Source organism: Pseudomonas sp. PS01298, assembly GCF_029959745.1.
GTDB classification, from domain to species: Bacteria; Pseudomonadota; Gammaproteobacteria; order Pseudomonadales; family Pseudomonadaceae; genus Aquipseudomonas; species Aquipseudomonas aylmerensis.
Window position 1 is genome coordinate 1 of sequence record NZ_JASCPP010000032.1, and the last position, 21,723, is coordinate 21,723.

The 21,723-nt window shown below is 64.3% G+C and carries 17 protein-coding genes; 12 read left to right on the forward strand and 5 right to left on the reverse strand.

Annotated elements, in window-relative coordinates; genetic code table 11:
• Positions 1 to 549: 549 nt before the first annotated feature.
• The 12 genes from QMX97_RS13645 to QMX97_RS13700 all read left to right on the forward strand — a co-directional run bounded on the left by QMX97_RS13645 (position 550) and on the right by QMX97_RS13700 (position 15,305).
• Positions 550 to 1,470: an ABC transporter substrate-binding protein gene (locus QMX97_RS13645; protein WP_106803242.1), complete on the forward strand. Its 921-nt coding sequence runs from the start codon at positions 550 to 552 to the stop codon at positions 1,468 to 1,470.
• Entirely contained in the window at positions 1,467 to 2,570 is a 1,104-nt protein-coding gene (locus QMX97_RS13650; RefSeq protein WP_282397069.1) for a phosphotransferase, read from the forward strand. The genes QMX97_RS13645 and QMX97_RS13650 overlap by 4 nt, the downstream gene beginning before the upstream one ends.
• A gap of 2 nt (positions 2,571 to 2,572) precedes the next feature.
• Positions 2,573 to 3,439, forward strand: a complete 867-nt coding sequence (locus tag QMX97_RS13655) for a rhodanese-like domain-containing protein (protein WP_256595073.1) — start codon at positions 2,573 to 2,575, stop codon at positions 3,437 to 3,439.
• 127 nt (positions 3,440 to 3,566) lie between these two features.
• Positions 3,567 to 5,714: a TonB-dependent siderophore receptor gene (locus QMX97_RS13660; protein WP_282397070.1), complete on the forward strand. Its 2,148-nt coding sequence runs from the start codon at positions 3,567 to 3,569 to the stop codon at positions 5,712 to 5,714.
• A gap of 12 nt (positions 5,715 to 5,726) precedes the next feature.
• Positions 5,727 to 6,563 carry an HAD family acid phosphatase gene (locus QMX97_RS13665; protein ID WP_106803238.1) on the forward strand — a complete coding sequence of 279 codons (837 nt, stop codon included), beginning with the start codon at positions 5,727 to 5,729 and terminating at the stop codon, positions 6,561 to 6,563.
• A gap of 15 nt (positions 6,564 to 6,578) precedes the next feature.
• Positions 6,579 to 7,172 (forward strand): nicotinamide riboside transporter PnuC, encoded by a 594-nt coding sequence (pnuC, locus tag QMX97_RS13670; RefSeq protein ID WP_065904251.1) that lies wholly within the window; start codon positions 6,579 to 6,581, stop codon positions 7,170 to 7,172.
• A 62-nt stretch (positions 7,173 to 7,234) separates the two neighbouring features.
• Positions 7,235 to 8,053, forward strand: coding sequence for a transporter substrate-binding domain-containing protein (locus QMX97_RS13675; protein ID WP_065904253.1), 819 nt, complete (start codon positions 7,235 to 7,237; stop codon positions 8,051 to 8,053).
• A complete protein-coding gene (locus QMX97_RS13680) occupies positions 8,050 to 8,880 on the forward strand; it encodes an amino acid ABC transporter permease (protein ID WP_065904255.1) in 831 nt (276 codons plus the stop codon). Before QMX97_RS13675 ends, QMX97_RS13680 begins: the two co-directional genes overlap by 4 nt.
• A gap of 36 nt (positions 8,881 to 8,916) precedes the next feature.
• On the forward strand, positions 8,917 to 10,290 hold the full coding sequence (locus QMX97_RS13685) for an LLM class flavin-dependent oxidoreductase (RefSeq protein WP_065904257.1): 1,374 nt from the start codon (positions 8,917 to 8,919) through the stop codon (positions 10,288 to 10,290).
• Positions 10,291 to 10,371: 81 nt separating this feature from the next.
• A complete protein-coding gene (locus QMX97_RS13690; RefSeq protein WP_065904260.1) occupies positions 10,372 to 11,106 on the forward strand; it encodes a UTRA domain-containing protein in 735 nt (244 codons plus the stop codon).
• A gap of 344 nt (positions 11,107 to 11,450) precedes the next feature.
• Positions 11,451 to 13,721, forward strand: coding sequence for a TonB-dependent receptor (locus QMX97_RS13695; protein ID WP_213551079.1), 2,271 nt, complete (start codon positions 11,451 to 11,453; stop codon positions 13,719 to 13,721).
• Between the two features lie 9 nt (positions 13,722 to 13,730).
• Complete coding sequence (locus QMX97_RS13700; protein ID WP_282397071.1) at positions 13,731 to 15,305, forward strand: alkaline phosphatase D family protein; 1,575 nt, start codon at positions 13,731 to 13,733, stop codon at positions 15,303 to 15,305.
• On the opposite strand, the gene QMX97_RS13705 is transcribed toward QMX97_RS13700, so the two are convergent.
• The 5 genes from QMX97_RS13705 to QMX97_RS13725 are packed head-to-tail and all read right to left on the reverse strand — an operon-like array spanning position 15,302 to position 21,717.
• Positions 15,302 to 17,008 (reverse strand): ABC transporter ATP-binding protein, encoded by a 1,707-nt coding sequence (locus tag QMX97_RS13705; RefSeq protein ID WP_120449139.1) that lies wholly within the window; start codon positions 17,006 to 17,008, stop codon positions 15,302 to 15,304. The genes QMX97_RS13700 and QMX97_RS13705 overlap by 4 nt on opposite strands.
• Positions 17,005 to 17,859 carry an ABC transporter permease gene (locus QMX97_RS13710; RefSeq protein WP_120449140.1) on the reverse strand — a complete coding sequence of 285 codons (855 nt, stop codon included), beginning with the start codon at positions 17,857 to 17,859 and terminating at the stop codon, positions 17,005 to 17,007. Before QMX97_RS13710 ends, QMX97_RS13705 begins: the two co-directional genes overlap by 4 nt.
• Positions 17,856 to 18,806 (reverse strand): ABC transporter permease, encoded by a 951-nt coding sequence (locus QMX97_RS13715; RefSeq protein ID WP_282397072.1) that lies wholly within the window; start codon positions 18,804 to 18,806, stop codon positions 17,856 to 17,858. The genes QMX97_RS13710 and QMX97_RS13715 overlap by 4 nt, the downstream gene beginning before the upstream one ends.
• Entirely contained in the window at positions 18,803 to 20,377 is a 1,575-nt protein-coding gene (locus QMX97_RS13720; protein WP_282397073.1) for an ABC transporter substrate-binding protein, read from the reverse strand. Before QMX97_RS13720 ends, QMX97_RS13715 begins: the two co-directional genes overlap by 4 nt.
• Positions 20,374 to 21,717, reverse strand: a complete 1,344-nt coding sequence (locus tag QMX97_RS13725) for an LLM class flavin-dependent oxidoreductase (RefSeq protein WP_106803228.1) — start codon at positions 21,715 to 21,717, stop codon at positions 20,374 to 20,376. Before QMX97_RS13725 ends, QMX97_RS13720 begins: the two co-directional genes overlap by 4 nt.
• Between the last annotated feature and the right edge of the window lie 6 nt (positions 21,718 to 21,723).

A 21,723-nucleotide genomic window follows, 5' to 3' on the forward strand; every position in this document is an offset into this window, starting at 1 on the left:
CGGTGTGTCAGTCAACAAATTCATTGCTGATCCACCGCATTCGCGAGCAAGCCCGCTCCCACATTTTTGACCGTGTCCGGCTTCCTTACCCTGTGAAATCAGCTTTTCTGTGGGAGCTGGCTTGCCTGCGATGGCATCAACTGGGTATGCCTGATGTACCGAGTTGCCTGCATCGCGGGCAAGCCAGCTCCCACATTTGAACTCACTCCAACTGAAAACCCGGTCGGCTCTAAGGCCGCCGCGCTCTTGCTTTTGATCTAGAAGCGCCCCGTCAAACACGCTCCAAAGCCGGAGTGAGGGCACACCGAGCCTAGGCGAGGTGCCGAGTGTTGGGGCGAAGGCCTTTTGCTTACTTTTGGGCCTTTCCAAAAGTAAGCCGCTGTAAGAGCGGAACCCTAAGTGGCCGTTACCGCAGCAACGGATATGTACTCAAACTCAAACCCAACCCCCACCCAGTTATATCCATAGCACCAACCGATATTGGTATATACCAGATCACTCCCTTATAAATCGCCCCCATCAAAGAACGTTGTGCTGGAGTAGCAAACGATGGTGTCGGTAAAGGTAATGCTGGAGTACTTCCACCCCTGGCCAAACTCGGCCGGTCTGTACCTGGCACGCGAACGCGGCTGGTACGAAGAACTCGGCCTGGATGTAGAACTGGTCGTCCACGACCCCTACCACGGCGACACCCTGCAACACCTGCTGACCGGCGCCGCAGACTTCGGCATCTTCCCCAGCAACCGCCTTCTCGTACGCCGTGGCCTGGGCCAGGCGCTGCAAGGCATCGCCGCCATCAACCACGCAGGCCTGGAGTCGATCCAGACCCTCACCGACTCCGGCATCCGCCGCCCCCGCGACCTGGTGGGCAAACGCCTGGCGCTCAACCCGACGCCACGCGGCCTGGCCATGGTGCGTCATTTGGTCAGCCGCGATGGCGGTGATCCGGACGGCGTGATCCTGGTGGACAGCGGCGTGCGCGAACTGCGGCCCGAGCAACTTGCCGAGGGTATTGCCGATGCCAGCTTCGGCGGCTACTGGGCCTGGGAAGCGCTGATGCACAGCCCCATCGACGCCGAGCGTCGCGTCGTGTTGCCGGTGGATGAGATCGGCGCACCGGCCTATCACAGCTACCTGCTCGGCGCCCATGAGCGCACCCTGGCCGACAAGCCCGACCTGGTGCGTGATTTCCTCGCGGCCACCGCAAAAGGTTACTTGGCCGTGGCGCAAGATCCGTCAATCGCGCTCACCGCCTACGAACACACCACGCCGTATTTCCCCGCTGAACTGTTGAGCGCCTCGCTGCATAAAATCGCCCCGACGTGGTTGCACAGAGGCCGCTGGGGCGAGCAACGCCAGGCGCTTCTGCAAACCTACGCCGAGTGGTTGCACGAGCATGCCGTGCTCGACAACCCGCAGGTCTGGCAAGGCGCGACCAGCAACGCCTACCTGCCAGAGGTAAGCGCATGACCCCCCAACGCACCGCCCACGGCCTGGGGCTGGAGCCGGTCGCCGCCGACTGGCCGGCCCTGCATGAAGCCGACATCGAGCAGCTGCTGGTTGACTACCCCCAACTGGGCCCCTTGCACAGCCTGCATTGGCACAGTCCACGGCCGTTTTCCGCCGCGGGGTTGATCACCACCGGCGCTGGCACGCTGTTCGTCAAACGCCATCACCAACAGGTGCGCCAAGCGGCGTGGCTGAAAGAAGAGCATCGCCTGATCGCCCATCTGCATCGCCAGGGCGCACCGGTGGCGGCAGTGGTATCGAACCAGCATGGCGCCACGGCGACGGGGCAAGGTGAGTGGACGTATGAAGTGCACCACGTTGCCGAGGGCCTGGACTTGTACCGCGATGCGCTGTCGTGGTCGCCGTTTCAAAATACCCGGCATGCGCTCGCCGCAGGCCAGGCGTTGGCCCGTCTGCACCTGGCGGCCGAAGCCTACGACGCCCCTCAACGCCAGACCCCGGTGCTGCTGGCCAACGCACGGTTGATTGAACAATCAAACCCGCTGGAAGGCATCAGCAGCCCCTACCTCGCCGACAAGGAGTGGCGCACTCAACTCGGCGAGTTGCTGTTGCCGTGGCACGCAGAACTGCATCCACTGCTGCGTGAACAACCACCGCTGTGGACCCACAACGACTGGCACGCCTCCAACCTGCTGTGGAACGCCGACGACAGCGTTTCCAGCGTGCTGGATTTTGGCCTGGCCGACCGCACTTTCGCCCTGTTCGACCTGGCCACTGCCATCGAACGCAACGCCGTGCCCTGGCTGGACCTTGATACGGGTAGCGTAGCGCGCGCCGATCTCGACAGCGTGGATGCCCTGCTCGCCGGGTATCACCAAGTACGCCCATTGAGCACCCGCGACCTGCTCACCCTCAGCGCCCTGTTGCCGCTGGTGCACGTGGATTTCGCCCTGTCCGAGGTGGCGTATTACCAGGACGTGGTGGGCTCCACCGCCAGCGCCGATATCGCCTATTACGCCTACCTGCTCGGCCATCTGCGCTGGTTCGCCGGTGCCGAAGGGCAACGTTTGCTTGGCCATATCCGGCGTAAAAGCGTATGAGCATGCTGGTCGATACTCAGTGGCTGCACGCGCATCGGGCTGATCCCACGCTGGTGATACTGGATGCCACGGTGGTATTGCCGTCGCCGGCGTTCGATGGTGATTACCGCGTCCAAAGCGGCGAAGACGGCTGGTCGCAGGCGCATATTCCAGGCGCTCGACACGCAGATTTATTGACTGACTTGGCCGACACCCACGCCAGTTTCAGCTTCGCCCTGCCAACGCCTGAAGCGCTGGTAAACAGTTTGGCCAAGCTCGGCGCCGGCCAAGGGAAAACCCTGGTTATCTACGACCGTGCCGATGGTTTCTGGGCCGCTCGCCTGTGGTGGATGCTGCGCGGCGCAGGCGTCGACGCCCAGGTACTCGATGGCGGGTTCAACGCCTGGCGCGCGGCCGGTTTGCCGGAACACAACGGCCCAGCCGAGCCGGTCATGCCGGTGCAACCCTGGGCAATCAACCCGCGTGCCGGGCTGTGGATTGACCGCCGCGGCGTCGAAGCCATCGTCGCCGGGCAAGCACCCGGCGTGTTGATCTGTGCCCTTGGCGCGGCGCTGTTCGAAGGCACCGCGCCCACCCGCTACGCCCGACGCGGGCACATCCCCGGCAGCCAAAACCTGCCGGCCCGCGAGTTGTTCGACGCCCACGGCCGCTACCTGCCCAAGGATGCCCTGGCCCTGGCCATCGGCCCCACGCTGCTGCACAGTGAAGGCCCATTGGTGCTGTATTGCGGCGGCGGCATCTCGGCCGCCGCCAACGCCCTGGCCCTGACCCTGCTGGGTCGCCAGGACATCGCCCTCTACGACGGTTCCCTGCAGGAATGGGCTGCCGACGCACGTTTACCAATGACTACCGGAGCAGCTCCGGCCTGACGCCACTTTCGGCGAACTCGGCTTTTTCATTTCGTACTGGCAACCCGTTCGTTGCGCAGCGCTGGGCAGCCTTTTGCCCGATAAAAGCGTACGGCAGCGGCGGTCCGGCCCTTGGAGCGCTCCTTACATGGCTACACCTTATCGCCACACCCTGCTCGCCTTGAGCATCACCCTCGCCGCAACTGCGGCGCATGCCCAGGAGGCGACCCTGGACACCGTCACCGTGGTCGGCCAGGAGGCCAGCGATTACCAGGCCAAAAAAGCCGCCGTGGCCGGCTTTGACAATGCTCCGTTGCTGGACACCCCGGCCTCGGTTGCGGTGATCACCGAAGCCCGCCTGAAAGACCAGCAGGCGCGCCTGCTCAGCGAGGTGTTGAAGAATGACGCCTCGGTGGGCGACAGCTATGCCCCGGTCGGCTACTACGAGAATTTCGTGGTGCGCGGCTTCGCCCTGAACCCGGCCAGCAGCTACAAGATCAACGGCCGCACCATCACCGGCGAGCAGAACGTGGCGCTGGAAAACAAGCAGCAAGTGGAAGTGCTCAAGGGCCTGGCCGGCCTGCAGAGCGGCGTGTCCGAACCCGGCGGGCTGGTCAACTACGTGAGCAAGCGCCCGGAGAATGTGCGCTCGGTGACGGTGTCCACCAACGAGCAGGGCGAGCGCTACCTGGCCACCGATATCGGCGGCTGGCTCGGCACCGAGCAACAGGTGGGCGTGCGCATCAACCTGGCCCACGAAGATATCCGCTCCTATGTCGAGCACGCCGACGGCAAGCGCGATTTCGCCTCCCTGGCGCTGGACTGGAACATCAGCCCCAACGCCTTGCTGCAGCTCAACGCCGAATACCAGAACCGCGAGCAGCGCTCGGTGCCGGGCTATCAATTGCTCGGCGGCACCGAGGTGCCGCACCACGTGTCGCCCAAGGACCTGCTGGCGTACCAGAGCTGGTCGAACCCGGTGGGCATCCAGTCGCTGAACCTCGACGGGCTGTTTGAATACCGCTTCAACGAAGCCTGGAAAGCCAGCTTCAGCGCGTCGCGCAGCCGCGTGGTGATCGACGACTACAGCACCTTCGCCTGGGGCTGCTACGGCGCCGCCAGTTGCGCGAACACCGCCGTGCCGAACCACTTCAGCGCCGAGGGCGACTACGACATCTCCGACTACCGCAGCCCCGACGACACCCGCAGCAACGAGGAAGCCCAGGCGGCCCTCAACGGCCAGTTCGACACCGGCTTTCTCAAGCACGACCTGACCTTCGGTACCACCGCCTTCCGCCGCCTGGTGGACCGGCGCAAGTCGGTCAACGAGTACATCGGCGAGGGTAATATCTACCAGTCGTCACCGGTACTGGAACCCTACGACGGCCCGTTGGGGCACACCTACCGACGCCTCGACAGCCGCCAGTACGGCCTGTTCGCCAGCGATCGCATCAGCTTCAACGAACAATGGCAAACCCTCCTCGGCGGGCGCCAGGTCCGCCTCGACGAAGAGACCTACAACCAGGCCGGCGCCACCACGCGTCATACCCAGCGCAGCGTGTTCCTGCCCCAAGTGGCGCTGATCTACAAACCGCGTCCAGACACCTCGCTGTACGCCAGCTACAGCAAAGGCCTGTCGCTGGGTGGCGAGGCCGCGTGGTTCAGCAGCAACGCCGACGAGGTATTGCCGCCGACCACCTCGCGCCAGCTGGAGGTCGGGATCAAGCGTGACTTCCAGCGCCTGAGCCTGACCGCTGCGCTGTTCCAGATTACCCAGGACCTGCAATACAACCGCCCCAACGACGACGGCAGCATCACCTTCGTGCAGCAAGGCAAGCAGAAAAATGTGGGGATCGAACTGTCGGCCAACGGCCGCGTGACTTCCGACCTGCAAGTGTCGGCCAGCATCGCGGCGATCCGCGCCGAAGTCGACGGCAGCGGCACCGATGACTACGACGGCCACCAGGCGATCAACGTGCCCAAGCTGCGTGCCAGCCTGCACGGTGACTACAACATACAGGCGGTACCGGGCCTGGCCCTGCTCGGCGGGGTGCAATACAGCGCGAGCAAATACGCCAACCGCGAGGCCACGGTGAAAGTCGACGACTATGCGGTATTCGATGTGGGCGGTCGCTACACCACCAAAGTCGGCGATTACGCTACTGTGCTGCGCCTGACCGTCGACAACCTGTTCGACAAACGCTACTGGCGGGACGTGGGTGAATCCGCAGGCGACGGCTACCTGTTCCTGGGGGCGCCGCGTACCGCACGGCTGTCCGCCACCGTCAATTTCTGAGGCTGAGTGTTTATGCGTAATCTGATGTTTGCCAGTGTCTGCCTGCTCTCCACCGCCCTGGTTGGCTGCCAGCAGCATCCGCCTGCCAACGACCAACTGGACGCGGTGCTGTGGACCCAGACCTCCATCGAACACGAGCTGATTTATCGCCAGGTATTCGCCAGCGCCACGCGCCAGCTGGACGCCGCGCTGGCCGATCCGACCTGGGACGCCCTGCCCTTGCCGCCGCGCAACCTCGCCGGGCTGCCACCGGCAGTGGTAGTGGATATCGATGAAACCGTGCTCGACAACGTGCCGCTCAACGCGCGGGACATCATCAACAACCAGGTGTATTCCTATGACCGCTGGAACACCTGGGTCGACCAGGCCAAGGCCCAGGCGCTGCCCGGCGCCGTAGCGTTCCTGCAAGCGGCCGATAAAAAAGGCATCACCGTCTACTACATCACCAACCGTGAACACAGCCAGGTCCAGGCCACGGTCGACAACCTGCGCCTGCGCGGTTTCCCGGTGCAGCGCAACGAACAGGTACTGGCCGCCAGCACCCCGACCGGCCACTGCGAACAGGCCGGTTATGGCAAGAACTGCCGCCGCCAGTGGGTGGCCGCGCATGCCCGTGTGCTGATGCTCGCCGGCGACTCGCTGGGCGACTTCGTACAGGCCGAGCACAACACCCTGGCCGACCAGCGCAAGGCAGCCGAACCGTACCTGGCCTGGCTCGGCCAACGCTGGTTCCTGCTGCCCAACCCTACGTATGGCAACTGGTACAGCGCGCCCTATGGCGACCAGGAAAAACTGCCCTTTGAACGCAAGCGCCAGCTCAAGCAACAGGCGCTGCCTCTAGAAAACTAGTCGTGTGAGAACCCTATGTCGCCACTGGAAATCGTCGCCGTGTTCTTCAACATCGCCGGGGTCTGGCTCACTGCACAGCGAGTGCGCTGGTGCTGGCCGGTCAGCGTGGTCGCGGTGTTGCTGTATGCCTGGATCTTCTTCGACGTGAAGCTGTATTCGGACATGCTCCTGCAGTTGGTCTTCGCCGTGCTGCAAGGTTATGGCTGGTGGCGCTGGAGCACCGGGCGCATCGAGGCGGGCAAGGTCCGCGTGGAACGCCTGCCACTCCGGGAGGCGTGGCGCCACCTGCTCGCGGGGCTGATCGGCGCCGTGGCCCTGGGTGCCGTGATGCACCACTTCACCGATGCCGCGCTGCCCTGGCTGGATTCGCTGCTCACCGCCTTCAGCCTGGTGGCGAGCCTGTGGGCGGCGCGCAAATACGTGGTCAGCTGGTGGCTGTGGATCCTGCTGGACGCGGCCTATGTGGGGTTGTTCCTGTACAAGGACCTGCAACTCACCGCCGCGCTCTACGCCGGCTTTGTAGGGCTGGCCGCCTATGGTTTGCGGGCATGGCAGCGTGACCTGCACCAGCAGGAACATATAACCAAAGCTTCGGTTTACAGCGTTTAATATCATTAAACACAAGTGCATCTATCGCGTTTAAATATAAAAAATCTCGCTTGGATGCTTTTATGAACTTACGCACTGCCGCCGCGCTCAGCGTCACTCTCCTTCTGGCCAGCCCGGCGGTCTTCGCCGGGCAGACCCTGGACCGCATCACCCAATCCAAGCAATTGGTCGGCGTGCTGATGGAGAATTACCCACCCTTCTCATTCCTCAACGAACAAAACCAGCTGGATGGTTTTGACGTCGACGTGACCAAGGCCGTCGCCGACAAACTCGGGGTGAAACTGAAACTTGAAACGCCGTCCTGGGAAGTCATCGCCGCTGGCCGCTGGAATGGCCGCTATGACGTGTGCATCTGCTCCATGACCCCCAGCGCCGCGCGCGGCCAGGTCTTCAACTTCCCGTTCGAGTACTACGCCTCGCCGGCTGTGGTCGTGGTAAACAGCAACGACGACACGATCAAGTCGGCAGCCGATCTCAGCGGTAAAAAAGTCGGCGTGGGCAGTGCGTCGACCTACGAGGCGTACCTGGCCAAGGACCTGGTGATCGAAGGCGCCAACACACCGATCGACTACCCGTTCAAGGCCGTGCAGGCAGTGCCCTACGACAACGAGACCATCGCTTTCCAGGACCTCGCGCTGGGCACCGGCAAGCGCCTGGATGCCATGGTCACCAACCTGGTCACCGCCAAGGAACGCATCGACCACGACCCACGCTTCAAGATCACCGGCGCGGTGCTGTACGCCGAGCCGAATGTGGTCGCCACCGAGAAGGGTGATCCACAATGGGATGCCAGATTGACGCAGATTCTCGCCGAGCTGAAAAGCGACGGCACGCTGGCGAAGATCTCGCAGAAATGGATCGGCTCAGACATCACCCAATGAGTGTTTTCCCTACCCCTCCAACCACGATCAAGCCGCCCGTGGCCAAGCGCACACGGCTGTCGTTCCGTGTGCGGCTATGGCTGACCTGGGGCGTGATGCTGGGCCTGTTCACCGCGATGTTCATGAGCTTTGACCTGCAGTTCGCCATCGTCGCCGCGAAGTGGCAGAACCTGGTGGGGCTGCACCTCTCGCCCCAGGGCTTTCTGCAAGGCGCGGCGCTGACGCTGTTCTTGTGTTTCTGCTCGATCTGGCTGTCGGTGGCCCTGGGTTTCGCCACCGCCCTGGCGCGCCTGTCGAGCAGCGCCGTGGCGTTCGGGATCGCCAGTTTCTATGCCTCGTTCTTTCGCGGCACGCCCTTGCTGATCCAGATTCTGCTGATCTACCTCGGCCTGCCTCAACTGGGCGTAGTGCCCGGCGCGATCAGTGCCGGGATCATTGCGCTGTCGTTGAACTACGGGGCGTACCTGAGCGAGATCTTCCGCGCCGGCATTCTTGGCGTGTCCCAGGGCCAACGCAACGCCGCCGCTGCACTGGGCATGGGCCGGGCCGTGACGTTCTGGCAGATCGTGCTGCCCCAGGCCATGCGCACCATTATTCCGCCGACCACCAGCCAGTTCATCTCGATGCTCAAGGACTCGTCCCTGGTCTCGGTGATGGGCGTGTGGGAGGTGATGTTCCTCGCGCAATCCTATGGCCGCTCGTCTTACCGCTATATCGAAATGCTCACCACGGCCGCCGTCATCTACTGGCTGTTGTCGATCGGACTGGAACTGATCCAGGCCCGGCTGGAACGGCACTACGGCAAGGCTTATCTCCACGGGCGATAGTCTGTCGCCGCACTTTTTTTGCACGCAGGAAGCACCATGTCCGATCCTACCCCACTGTTATTCGGCCTCTATGAACAAGCCAGTGTCGGCTGCGGCGGCGCGCCCAGCCTGTGGACCCACCCCAGCGATGAAAGGCTGGGCATCAACACCCTCAAATACTGGTCGAACCTGGCCCGCACGGCGGATGAAGCCAACCTCGACCTGATGTTTTTCGGCGACGTGCTGGGCTTTTACGATGTGTTCGGTGGCTCCGAAGCCATGGCGTTGAAATGGGCAGTGGAAGCCCCGGCCAACGATCCTTTAAGCATTATTCCGGCGCTGGTGGCCCTCACCGAAAAGCTCGCCTTCGGCGTCACCGTGACCACCACCTACGAGCACCCGTTCACCCACGCGCGGCGCTTCAGCACCCTCGATCACCTGTCTGAAGGGCGGATCGGCTGGAACATCGTCACCTCGTATCTGTCCAGCGCAGCGCGCAATTTCGGCCTGGAGCAGATGATCAAGCACGACGACCGCTATGAGCGCGCCGAGGAGTTTCTCGACGTGGTGTACAAGCTCTGGGAAGGCAGCTGGGCCGATGACGCGGTGCGCGCCGACAAACAGGCGCACACCTACGCCGATGGCGCCCGCGTGCGGCCGATCGCGCATGCCGGCGAGCATTACCGCGTGGCCGGGCCGCATCTGACCTCGCCGTCGCCGCAACGCACGCCGCTGCTGATCCAGGCCGGCTGGTCGGCGCGCGGTCGGCAGTTTGCGGCCAAGCACGCGGAGCTGGTGTTTATCGCCAAGTCCAATCCACTGGAAATCCGCCAGGGCCTCGAAGACATCTGGCGCCAGGCCGAAGCCCGTGGCCGCCGCGCCGCCGACGTGAAGTCACTGACCGTGCTGCGCATCGTCACGGCGCCCACCGCTATCGAGGCGCAGAAAAAATACGACACCTTGCAAAGCAACTATCACCTGCAAGCGCAGTTGGTGAGCTATGCCGGCGACACCGGCATCGACATCAGCCGCTACGCCGACAATGAAGCGCTGTCGACCCACACCGAAGGCATGACCTCCTACGTGATGAAACCCGATGGCAGCGGCAAGCCGCTGACTGCCGGCGAGGTGCGCCAGCGTTTTGCGAATGTCACCCGTGGCAGCGACCTGATCCTGGTCGGCACCCCGGAGCAGATCGCGCAAAAGATCGAGGAGCACGCCCGCATCTCGGGCACCAGCGGCTACATGCTCAACCCGCTGATCAGCCCCGGCTCGCTGAATGATTTTGTCGAACTGGTGATCCCGGCCCTGCAAAAGCGCGGCCTGTACCGCACCACCGCGCAAACCGGCACGCTGCGCTCGCGGCTCAGCGTCGACGGCAGTGATCGCCTGCCCGCCTCGGCGCATGGCGCCTCGTTCCGCTTTGCATAAAGCCTGCGTGGGAGCAGGTGACCTGCGCCAACAGGAACGGTAGAGTCTGCCCCACGTCATGCCTGCACACGGAACCCCAGGATGCCTTTCGACCCCATCTCGCCGCACTACCAGCGCATCCGCGAACAGATCGCCCACGACATCGCCGCCGGTGTACCCCAGGCCGACGAGAAATTTCCCTCCGAACGGGAGATGATCGAACGCTTCGGCTGCACCCGCGTCACCTTGCGCCAGGCCTTGCAGCAACTCGAGGCCGAGGGCCTGGTGTACCGCGAAAACCGCCGGGGCTGGTTCGTCAGCCCGCAGCGCATCCGCTACGACCCGACGCGTATCAGCGGCTTCATGGATTACGTCAGCGCCCAGGGCCGCACACCCCGCACCGAATGCCTGCACGCCGAACTGCGCCCGGCCGGCGCCTGGCTGGCCAAGCGCATGGGCCTGGCCTCGACGCAGGAGCCGGTGTTTTTCCTGCAGCGCCGCCGCTGGATCGATCGCCGCCCGGTGCTGCTGGAATTCAACGCACTGCTCGCCAGCTGGTGCCCCGGCCTGCTGGAAGCCGACCTCAATACCTCGCTGACCCAACTGCTGCGCGACCGTTTTGCGCGGGTGCAATCACGCTGTGAACTGCAGATGCACATCGGCACGGTGAATGAAGAACAGGCGGAGTTGCTGCAATTGTCGCCGGGCTCCACCAGTGTGTACCTGGAGCGCCTGAACTTCGGCGAGGACAACCAGGCGGTGGAATTCGACCAGGAATACTGGCGCCCGGATGCGCTGTCGATCGTGATGGAGACGCGGTATCCGGGTACGCGCTGATCCTGTGGGAGCCGGCTTGCAGGCGAAAATCTTTCGGGCACCGCGTTGTGGCTGGGTTGCCGCGTTATCGTTGACGATCTTCGCTGGCAAGCCGGCTCGTGCAAGGGTGTAACTGCCGCTGTTGCTTGCGTAACAACCTGCCGCCCGCGTGTTGCATAAGCAACGCGCCATCCGTGCCCGCTGGAAAATCCCGAATAAATTCATCGACTTAATTATGACAAAATGATGGCATATAGCTTGCTATCGATGTCAGCAGCTTACTCTTCAAAGAGCGGCCCCTGCGCGATGGGACGGCATTCCGCCTGCCCCGCGCTCAAGAATCGGATTTCTTAAGGGACCTTGCCATGCACTCGCTGCTTCGCAACCATCGCTACACCAAACCCGCCCGCCCGTTTGTCCTTGCCAGTGCGCCCTTCATGGCGTTGCTGGCCGGCGATGCGCTGGGGGCCGACAACCAGACCACGACTGCCCTGCCCCAGGTCACGGTGACCGCCCAGCGGCATGAAGAATCCGCCCAGGACGTGGGTATCGCCCTGACCGCGCTCAGCGGCCAGGACCTGCAGAACAAGGGTGTGACCAACGTCAACGAGCTGCAGAACTACGTGCCCAACCTCGACATCGCGCCGCAGTACGGCGGCGGCAACCCGTTGTTCCGCATTCGCGGCGTCGGGCTCAAGGATTACGGCAGCAACAACACCTCCACCGTCGGCGTGTACCTGGATCAGGTCGCCTTGCCCTACCCGATCCAGACCCAGGGCCAGCTCTTCGACCTGGAACGCGTCGAGGTGCTGCGTGGCCCGCAGGGCACGCTGTACGGGCGCAACAGCACGGCCGGCGCGATCAACTTCATCACCAACAAACCCACGCGTGAATTCCACGGTGGGCTGACCACCAGCTACGGCTCCTACAACGCCAGCAACGTCGAGGGGTTTCTCTCCGGGCCGCTCAGCGACACCCTGCGCGCACGCCTGGCGTTCATCACCGAACAAGGCGGCGCCTGGCAGGAGAACCGGGTGACCGGGCAAAGCCTGGGCGACAAGGACAACACCTCGGTGCGCGGCCAGTTCGATTGGGACGCCACGCCGGACATCAACTTCAACCTGACCGTGCATGCCGGCGAGGACAAGTCCGACAGCCGCGGCTCGTACCTGTACCAGGGGCTGAAACCCAACGCCAACGGCGCCGCCTACTCGAGCATCAGCCCGGAAAACGACGGCAAGAAAACCGGCTGGGGCCTCACCCCGGGCTTTGCCAAGCTCACCGGGCTGTCGGTGGGTGACAAGCCGCATCGCGACAACGACAACACCGGTTTCGCGCTCACGGGTACGTTCGACCTGAATGACCATTTGAGCGTGACCAGCATCACCGCATCCGACCGCTTCCGGCGCCGCGAATACATCGACTGGGACGCGTCGGTGATCCCGCAATCGGATGAATACTTCGACTCCAAGATCGAAGTGTTCTCCCAGGAACTGCGCCTGGCCTCCCACGACAACGAGCGCTTCAACTGGCAGACCGGCCTGTATTTCGCCCAGGACCGCCTGGACGAAAACTTCTACTCGGACTTCAGCGCCAACCTCGGCTACGGCACCTACACCTCCTACACGCAGAAATCCAACACCTACAGCGCCTTCGCCCAGGGCGACTACCAACTGACCGATGACTGGAAATTGATCGTCGGTGTGCGCCAGGAAAAAGAACACCGCGAACTCGAGGATTTTTCCACCCAGCGCATCCTCGTCAACAACGGCGTGTACCGTCTCGGGCAGTTGAGTTTCCCGGCCGCCGACAGCGACCTGGACAGCAACTCCACCTCCTGGAAGCTCGGCCTCGAGTACCAGCTCACCCCGTCGACCCTGCTGTATTCCACGGTCAGCCGCGGGATCAAGTCCGGTGGTTTTACCGCCTACAACTCCAGCTATGCCGAGCAGATCGCACCGGTCAAACCGGAAAAACTGCTGGCCTATGAAGTGGGCTTCAAGAGTGACTTGAGCGATACGCTGCGCTTCAACGGCTCGGCGTTCTACTACGACTATCGCGACCAGCAATACCAGTCGCAGGTGTGGATCAGCCAGGCGGTGGGCAATGTCGGCCGGCTGGTGAATATTCCCAAGTCGAAGATCTACGGCTATGAGCTGGAACTGCAATGGGAGCCGGTGTCGGGCCTGACCCTCGGCCAGTACTTCGGCACCAAGAAAGGCAAGTACGTCGACTACCAGGGCCTGAACAGCACCGCAACCCGCGCGGTGGGGTTTGCCTACCCGGTGTACACCGACTTCTCCGGTTCCAGCCTGACCAACTTCCCGAAAATCAGCTACGGCGGCCAGCTGCAATATGTGTGGGACGTCGGCGGTTTTACCTTCAGCGCCGAGAGCGACTACTCGTTCCACGACCGCATTACCGGCAGCAACGGCACCACCACCCAGGCCTACTGGCTGGCGAATGCGCGCCTGGGTGTGACGCCCAAGGGCAGCAACTGGTCGGGGGCACTGTGGGCCCGCAACGTGTTCGACAAGAAATACGACCTGTACCACGGCTCGTTCCTGTCCAACGCCCAAATCGCCACGCCGGGCGACCCACGCACCGTGGGTGTCCAGGCCAGCTACAAATTCTAGGGACCTGTCATGACTTTTGATCTGAACCGCCGCCAGGCCCTACGCCTGCTGGCCGGGGCGGCGGCTGCGCCCCTGGTGTTGCGTTACGGCAGCGCGCTGGCGAATGTCGCCACGCCATTCACGCTGGGGGTCGCCAGTGGCGATCCCTGGCCCGATGGCTTTGTGATCTGGACTCGATTGAGCACGCTGCCGCTGTTTCCCGGCAATGAATACGCGCTGCCGGCGAGCATCCCGGTGCACTGGGAAGTCGGCCTGGATGAACACTTCCAGCGCATTGCCCAGCGCGGACGGACCCAGGCCCTGGCGATCAACGGCCACGCCGTGCACGTGCAATTGCACGGGCTGCAACCGGGCCGCGAATACTGGTATCGCTTCATCGCCCTGGGCGAGTGCGGGCCGACCGGCCGCGCCCTGACCCTGCCGGCACTGAACGCCAAAGTCGATCACCTGCGCCTGGGCGTCGCTTCCTGCGCCCATTACGAGCGTGGGCTGTTCAGTGCGTATCGGCACATGGCCGACGAGCGTCCCGACCTGGTGCTGTTTCTCGGCGACTACATCTACGAATACACCAACGCCCCCGGCACACAGGGCCTGGCCCGCTCATACGGCGCCCCCGAAGCCACCGACCTGGCCGGCTACCGGTACCGCTACGCATTGCACAAGACCGACCCGGACCTGCAACAGCTGCACGCCGCTGCACCGTGGATCGCGACCTGGGACGACCATGAGGTGCAGGACGACTACTCCGGTGTGTCCTCCAAGGATCCGGGCGTGACCCTCGCGGCCTTCCAGCAACGCCGGGCGGCGGCGTACCAGGCCTTCCTGGAGAACATGCCGTTGCGGCGCCCGCCGCTGGGCAGCAATGGCAGCCCGCAGATTTACCGGCGTTTCACCTATGGCGATCTCGCCGCGATCCCGGTGCTCGATGGCCGCCAGTACCGCTCGCGCCAGCCGTGCTACCAGGCGCCGAATTTCGGCAAAGGCCACATGGAACTGAGCAGCTGCGTGGACCTCTCCGATCCCAAGCGCACGCTGCTGGGGTTTGAGCAGGAACGCTGGCTGTACGACGGTTTGCGCCGCAGCGACAGCCGCTGGAACCTGCTCGCCCAGGATCTGCTGGTGGCGCCGTTGCGGGCGGAACGGCCGGGCACCGATGGCGCGCGGTACTGGACCGACAGCTGGGACGGTTTCCAGGCGGCGCGCGGGCGGCTGATCGACAACCTGCGTGACAGCCGAGTGGCGAACCCGGTGGTATTGAGCGGGGACTATCACTCGTTCTGGGCCAACCATTTGTATGAGCGGCCGGAGGATCCGGATTCGAAGCTGGTGGCGGCGGAGTTTGTCGGCACCTCGATCACCTCCAATGGACCGAGCTACGAGGCGGTGCAGTCCATATTGCCGGCCAATCCGCAGATCCGCTTTTACGACAGTCGGCCCCGTGGGTATTTGTCGCTGGACCTGACGCCGGAGCGCCTGGCGGTGAAGATGCAGGCGATCTCCGATCGCCTGGACCCCAACGCCACGGTGTCGACGCTCAAGCACTTTGTCGTGGAGAGTGGCAGCCCGCAGCTTATCGAGGCCTAAAGCTGCACCACCCTCCTGGCAGGAGCCGGCTTGCCGGCGATGGCGGTCGCCGAATTGACGCTTAAAGAAGGCGCCTCATCGCCGGCCAGCCGGCGCCTGCAGGGGGTGTGCTGGCCGGGAATATCGGCCAGCAGGCTACGGGTGTAGTCATGGGCAGGCGCGGTGAAGATCTGTTCACAAGCGCCCTGCTCCACCACCTTGCCCGCCTGCATCACCACCACATGATCGGAAATCTGCCGCACCACCGCCAGATCATGGGAGATAAACAGGTAGCTCAAGCCCAGCCGTTCTTGCAGGTCCGCGAGCAACGTCAGAATCTGTCCCTGAATCGACGCATCCAGCGCCGACAACGCCTCATCCAGCACCAGCAACTGCGGCTCCAATGCCAGCGCCCGTGCAATCGCCACCCGCTGCCGCTGCCCGCCCGACAACTCCACCGGCCGACTCCCCAGCAACCGCGCCGGCAACTCGACCTGTTCCAGCAAGGTCGCCGCGCGCTGGCGGCGCCAGGCGCTGTCGCCCAACGCAAAGGCCTGCAACGGTTCACTGATGATCTGCTCCAGGCTCAACCGTGGGTTCAGCGACGCATAGGGATTCTGGTAAACCACCTGGATCTGCCGCCGCAACGCCAGCCACTCGCGGCGCGACACGTGGCTGATGTCCTGCCCATCGAACACCACGCTGCCGCTGTCCAGCCGCTCCAACCCGAGAATCAGGCGCGCAGTGGTCGACTTGCCCGAGCCCGACTCACCCACCAGGCTGGTGGTGCCATGACGCGGCAGATGGAACGACACCCCATCCACCGCCAGCGGTGTCGGGTGGCGCCAGGTCGAGAAATCCTTGCGCAGTCCCTGCACCGTCAACAGCGGCGTGGCCTCCACACGCTGCGCACTCACCTGCCGGCGTTGCTGCACCAACAAGCTTGGCGCCGCCTGCAGCAACTGCCGGGTGTAGGCGTGCTGCGGCGCCTCGAAGACGCGACGGGCGTCGCCGGTTTCGACGATGCGCCCCTGGTGCATCACCAGCAACCGGTCGGCGCGGTCGAGGGCCACGCCCAGATCATGGGTGATCAGCAACACCGCCGTGCCACGTTCACGGGCCAGGGTTTGCAGGCGGTCGAGAATTTGCCGCTGCACGCCCACATCCAGCGCGCTGGTCGGCTCATCGGCGATCACCAGCGGCGGGTCATTGGCCAGGGCGATGGCGATCAGTACGCGCTGGCGCATGCCGCCGGAGAGTTGATGCGGATAACCGCGTGCAACACGCTCGGCGTCCGCCAGCCCGACTTCGCGCAACAGTGCCAGGCTGCGCTGGCGCGCCAGCGGCTTGGGCACGCCGTGCAGGGCCAGGGCCTCGACCAGTTGGTGGCCGATGCGCTTGACCGGGTCGAGGGACAAGCCCGGATCCTGCGGCACAAAGCCCACGCTGCGCCCGCGAATGCTTTGCCACTGGCGTTCGCTGGCAGTGGTCAACTCCTCGCCTGCCAGGCGAATGCTGCCGGATTCGATCTGCGCGTTGCCCGCCAGCAAGCCCACCAAGGCCGCCGCCGTGGTCGATTTACCCGAGCCGGACTCGCCGACAATCGCCAGGATCTCGCCGGCCTTGAGCTGGAAATCAATGCCCGCCACGCCTTCGGTGCGCCCATCGCGGCCGTGATAGGCGATACGCAGGTCGCGTACGTCGAGCAAAAGGTGGTCTGTCATCGTGTGCCTCCTTGATCCTGTTGCAACGCCCGCGCCAGTTGGTTGGCCGACACCACGACCGCAGCCACGACCAGGCCCGGCAGGCTGGTGTACCACCAGGCGGCAATCATGAAGTTGCGCCCTTCGGCCACCAGCAAACCCCATTCGGGTTGCGGCGGTGGCGCGCCAAAGCCAAGAAAACTCAAGGCCGAGACCGACAGCACCGCACTGCCGAATTCCAGCGCGGCCAACGCGAGCACCGGCGCGCTGGCGTGGGGCAGGATGTGCCGCGCGATAATGGTCCACGGCCCGACACCACAGGCCGATGCGGCCTCGACAAAGGTACTCGCACGCCAACGCAACACTTCGCCGCGCACCAGGCGCGCGAAGGTCGCGACCGACGACAGGCCCACCGCCAGGGCGATGTTCAGCGTGCCAAACCCCAGCACCGTGATCACCGCCATGGCCAACAGCAATGCCGGGATCGCCATCAAGACTTCCACCAGGCGCATCAGCACCGCGTCCACCCAGCCGCCGAAGAACCCCGCCAACACCCCGAGGAGGATGCCGCTGACCAACGCAATCAGCACCGCCAGCAAGGTTGCGCGTAACGACAATCCAGCGCCGTACACCGTGCGGCTATAGAGGTCGCGGCCGAGGTGGTCGGTGCCAAACCAGTGCGCCAGGGACGGGCTCTGCAAGGCATTGGCCGGCACCCCGAGCAGCGGGTCGAAATGCGTGAACAGCTGCGGCCACAAGGCCCAGCCCAACACCAGCAGCAGGACGATCACGCCCAGCGGCAGCAACGGGCGGCGGCGCAACGCGCGCAAGTGGCGCGGACGCGGCAAAACAGCGGTCAAGGCAAGGCTCATCGTGCGGCTCCGCGAATACGTGGGTCGAGCAACGGATACAACAGGTCGACCAGCAGGTTGACCGCGATAAAGATCAATGCCGCCAACACCACCACGCCCTGTACCACCGGAATGTCCTGGGTGCTGACCGCCCCCTGGGCCAGGCGTCCGACGCCCTCACGGGAGAACACGGTCTCGGTGACCACCGAGCCGGCCAGCAGCGAGCCGACAATCACCCCGCTCAAGCTGAGGATCGGGATCACCGCGTTGTGCAGCACATGGGTCAACAGCACCCGCAGCGGGCTCAAGCCCTTGGCGCGCAGAGCATCCACGAATGGCAGGCGCGCGGTGGCGGCCAACGAGCGCGCCAGCACCTGGGCGATCACCGCGCTGGTCGGAATCGCGAGTGTCAGGGTCGGCAGGACCAGTGAGGCAAACCCCTGGTTGCCCATCGCCGGAAACCAGTGCCAGCCGAAGGAAAACCACTGCAACAGCAGCAGCCCCACCCAGAAGGTCGGCAACGACACGGCCACCGCCGGCAACCCGAGCAACAGGTCGCGCAGCCAGCGCCGGCGGGTCAGGCTGGCGACCAGCGCGAGGCTCACGCCCAGCACCAGCGCCACCGCCAGCGACACCAGCGCCAGGGCCGCCGTCTTCGGCAAGGCCTCGGCCAATGACGCCGATACCGGCTGGCCACTCTGGATCGAGTTGCCGAAATCCAGCTGCACGGCATGCCACAGGGCAATGCCGTACTGCACCGCCAGCGGCTCGTCGAGGTGGTACTGCGCGCGTAGCGCCACGACTTGCTGCTGGTTGACGGTGCTCTGCTCGCCGCTCTGGTTGAGCATGATGCTCACCGGGTCGCTGGGCAGTGCGTACAGAATCACGAATGACAGGCTGAACGCCGCCCATAGCACCAGCAACGCCTGGCCGCCACGGCCCAACAGGTACAGCGCGGTGCCCCTCATGGCTGCAACCAGGTGTCGAAGAACTGCAGCCGCGAGGACGCTTCGTAATGCAGGCCCTGGACCTTCTTGCCGTGGGCCAGCACCGTCGCCAGCTCCACCAGGGCAATCGCATGACCGTCACGCAGCAGCAACTCGCTGGCCTGGTCGATCAGCCCCTGGCGCTTGGCGCTGTCGAGGGTCTTGGACGACTCGCTCAACAGCCGGTCCACCTCCCCCGGTTCGCGTTTGTTGATGTTGTAGCCCCGGGCGTCATACACGGTACGCAGCACGTCCGGGTCGGCGCGGGTCAGGTTGAGAAAGCGCACGCTGAAATCCCCACCGGCCTGGATCGCCGTGACCTGGCTGATGGTGGATTTATTCAGTTGGAAGTCGATGCCCACGCCCTTCAATTGCTGCTGTACCAGCTCCAGGATGGGCGTCTGCTGCCAGTAGTCCAGGCGAAACGCCAGGCGCTTGCCGTCCTTGACCCGCACGCCATCCGCGCCCACGTGCCAGCCGGCCTCGTCCAACAGCCGGCGCGCGCCGTCCGGGTCATAGGCCAACAGGCTGGAAAAGTCGCGGTACAGCGGCGTGCTGGTGGCGAGCAAGGCGGTGGCGGGTTTCTGGTAGCGGGAAATGATGCGCTGCAATTCGGCCCTATCGATCGCCTTGTTCAGCGCCTGGCGCACCTTGATATCGGCGAACAGCGGCGTCGATTCATTCAGCGCCAGGTTGAACACCACGCCGGGATTGGCCCGGGTCAACAGCACCAGGCCCTGGCCTTCGATGCCCGGTTCATCCTGTGGCGCGACGCTGGTGTTCACCTCGATCTGCGCGGACGCCAGGCTGCCCAGGCGCACGCCGGATTCGGGAATGACCAGGAACTCGATGCCGTCGAGCCAGGCCTTGCCCGTGTGGGCCGCCAAGGAAGAACCCCAGGCGTAGTCCTCGCGCCGGCTCAGCGACACTTTCTGGTTATGCACGAACGACTTCAGTACAAACGGCCCCGAGCCGACCAACTGGCCCTGGCAGCGCTCGCCTGACGACAAGGCCAGGTTGGCGGGCGACAACAGTCCCAGGGTCATGGTCGAGGTGGCTTGCAGGAATTGCGCGTTGGACTGCTCGAACTCGACCACCACCGTGTGGCTGTCCGGGGTGTCGATGCGCTTGAGCCCGGCCAGGTAGGTCGAGCCGAGGATCGAGCGCGCGCCCAGGGCCAGGATGCCTTCCAGGTTGGCCTTGACCGCCGCAGCGTCCACCGCCGCGCCGTCGCTGAAGGTCGCGCCCTGGCGCAGCACAAAGGTGAAGCGCCGCGACTCCGCATCCACCTCCCAGCGCTCGGCCAGCCACGGCACGATGGCGCCGGTGACCGGGTCCTGGTCGGTGAGGGAGTCCACCAATTGCCGTCCGACGTTCAACGCGGTGTTATTGCCCGCCTGCTGCGGGTCGACGCATTGCGGATCGCCGTCCAGGGCCACGCGCAGAGTGCCGCCGCTGTGGGGCTTGGACGGGTCGGCCTGGCTGACCTCGCCGGACGGGCCGCCACAGCCGGCCAGCAGCAGCGCCAACAGTGCGACTGAATACGGCTTCATGAACGCGCTCCCTGACGACGGTTGGCGATATACGGCAAGCCGAGGTTTTCGCGCAGGGTCTGGCCCTGGTATTCCTGGCGGAACAAACCGCGGCGCTGCAACTGCGGCACCACGCCATCGGCAAAGTCGGCGATGCCCTGGTGCAACCCGGAGAACATCACGTTGAAGCCATCGGCAGCGCCACTTTCGAACCATTCCTGGAAGTCATCCGCCACACTTTCGGGCGTGCCGATCAGGATCCGATGCCCACCGGCGGTGAGCTTGTTGAACAGCTCACGCACGGTCGGGCGCTCGCGGCGGATCAGGTCAAACACCAGCTTCTGCCGGCTCTTGTGGGTGTTGGTGTCGAACTGCTCGGGCGGCAGCGGCACCAATGAATCGAACGGCAGCTCCGACAAATCGAAACCCAAACTGGTAAAGCGCGAGATCGAACTGAGGAACGCCTTCGGGTCCTGCAGCTCCTGCAGTTGATCGTATTTGGCCTGGGCTTCGGCCTGGGTACGGCCGATCACGGTGGAGACGCCCGGCAGTACTTTCAGGTGCTCGGGGTTACGTCCCAACCCGGCAGCGGTGTGTTTGATTTCACGGTAGAACGCCTGGCCCTGCTCCACGGTGTGCTGGGCGGTAAAAATCAATTCCCCGGCCCGCGCCGCCAAGCGCCGGCCGGCATCGGAGGAGCCGGCCTGGGCAATCACCGGGTAGCCCTGCACCGGGCGTGCAGCGTTGAGCGGGCCTTGCACCTGGAAGTATTTGCCGTGGTGGTTGAGCACGTGCAGCTTGTCGGTATCCAGCCATTGCCCGGACGCCTTGTCCTGGATAAATGCATCGTCGGCCCAGCTGTCCCACAGTCCGGTGACCACGTCGTAGAACTCTTCGGCGCGCTCATAGCGGTCGGCGTGCTTGATGTGATCGTCGCGGTTGAAATTCTCGCCGCCGCCCAGTGAGGTCACCAGGTTCCAGCCGACCCGGCCACCGCTGAGGTGATCGATGTTGGCGAACTTGCGCGCAATGTTGTACGGCTCGTTGTAGGTGGTGCTGGCGGTGGCGATCAGGCCGATATGCCGCGTCGCCAGGGCCAGCGCCGGCAACAGCACCAGCGGGTCCCAGCGCACGCTGTTGGGGCCGCGCGCCAGGGCCAGGGGGTCGAGGTCGACGTTCACCGTGTCGTTGAAAAACAACGCATGAAAACGCGCCGCTTCAAGCTTTTCGGCGATCCAGCGAAAGTGCTCGAAATCGCGGAACGAGTCGGCGGCGGCACTCGGGTGGCGCCAGGCCGACCCCATGATCCCGGCACTCGGAATGAAGGCGCCGAGCAGTATCTGTCGTTCTTGTTGGCTCATGTCGCA

What these genes read in the sequence shown, in the direction of transcription:
- QMX97_RS13645 (WP_106803242.1), top strand. Translation starts at nt 550, where the DNA reads ATGGTGTCGGTAAAGGTAATGCTGGAGTACTTCCACCCCTGGCCAAAC.
- QMX97_RS13650 (WP_282397069.1), top strand. Translation starts at nt 1,467, where the DNA reads ATGACCCCCCAACGCACCGCCCACGGCCTGGGGCTGGAGCCGGTCGCC.
- QMX97_RS13655 (WP_256595073.1), top strand. Translation starts at nt 2,573, where the DNA reads ATGCTGGTCGATACTCAGTGGCTGCACGCGCATCGGGCTGATCCCACG.
- QMX97_RS13660 (WP_282397070.1), top strand. Translation starts at nt 3,567, where the DNA reads ATGGCTACACCTTATCGCCACACCCTGCTCGCCTTGAGCATCACCCTC.
- QMX97_RS13665 (WP_106803238.1), top strand. Translation starts at nt 5,727, where the DNA reads ATGCGTAATCTGATGTTTGCCAGTGTCTGCCTGCTCTCCACCGCCCTG.
- pnuC (WP_065904251.1), top strand. Translation starts at nt 6,579, where the DNA reads ATGTCGCCACTGGAAATCGTCGCCGTGTTCTTCAACATCGCCGGGGTC.
- QMX97_RS13675 (WP_065904253.1), top strand. Translation starts at nt 7,235, where the DNA reads ATGAACTTACGCACTGCCGCCGCGCTCAGCGTCACTCTCCTTCTGGCC.
- QMX97_RS13680 (WP_065904255.1), top strand. Translation starts at nt 8,050, where the DNA reads ATGAGTGTTTTCCCTACCCCTCCAACCACGATCAAGCCGCCCGTGGCC.
- QMX97_RS13685 (WP_065904257.1), top strand. Translation starts at nt 8,917, where the DNA reads ATGTCCGATCCTACCCCACTGTTATTCGGCCTCTATGAACAAGCCAGT.
- QMX97_RS13690 (WP_065904260.1), top strand. Translation starts at nt 10,372, where the DNA reads ATGCCTTTCGACCCCATCTCGCCGCACTACCAGCGCATCCGCGAACAG.
- QMX97_RS13695 (WP_213551079.1), top strand. Translation starts at nt 11,451, where the DNA reads ATGCACTCGCTGCTTCGCAACCATCGCTACACCAAACCCGCCCGCCCG.
- QMX97_RS13700 (WP_282397071.1), top strand. Translation starts at nt 13,731, where the DNA reads ATGACTTTTGATCTGAACCGCCGCCAGGCCCTACGCCTGCTGGCCGGG.
- QMX97_RS13705 (WP_120449139.1), bottom strand. Translation starts at nt 17,008, where the DNA reads ATGACAGACCACCTTTTGCTCGACGTACGCGACCTGCGTATCGCCTAT.
- QMX97_RS13710 (WP_120449140.1), bottom strand. Translation starts at nt 17,859, where the DNA reads ATGAGCCTTGCCTTGACCGCTGTTTTGCCGCGTCCGCGCCACTTGCGC.
- QMX97_RS13715 (WP_282397072.1), bottom strand. Translation starts at nt 18,806, where the DNA reads ATGAGGGGCACCGCGCTGTACCTGTTGGGCCGTGGCGGCCAGGCGTTG.
- QMX97_RS13720 (WP_282397073.1), bottom strand. Translation starts at nt 20,377, where the DNA reads ATGAAGCCGTATTCAGTCGCACTGTTGGCGCTGCTGCTGGCCGGCTGT.
- QMX97_RS13725 (WP_106803228.1), bottom strand. Translation starts at nt 21,717, where the DNA reads ATGAGCCAACAAGAACGACAGATACTGCTCGGCGCCTTCATTCCGAGT.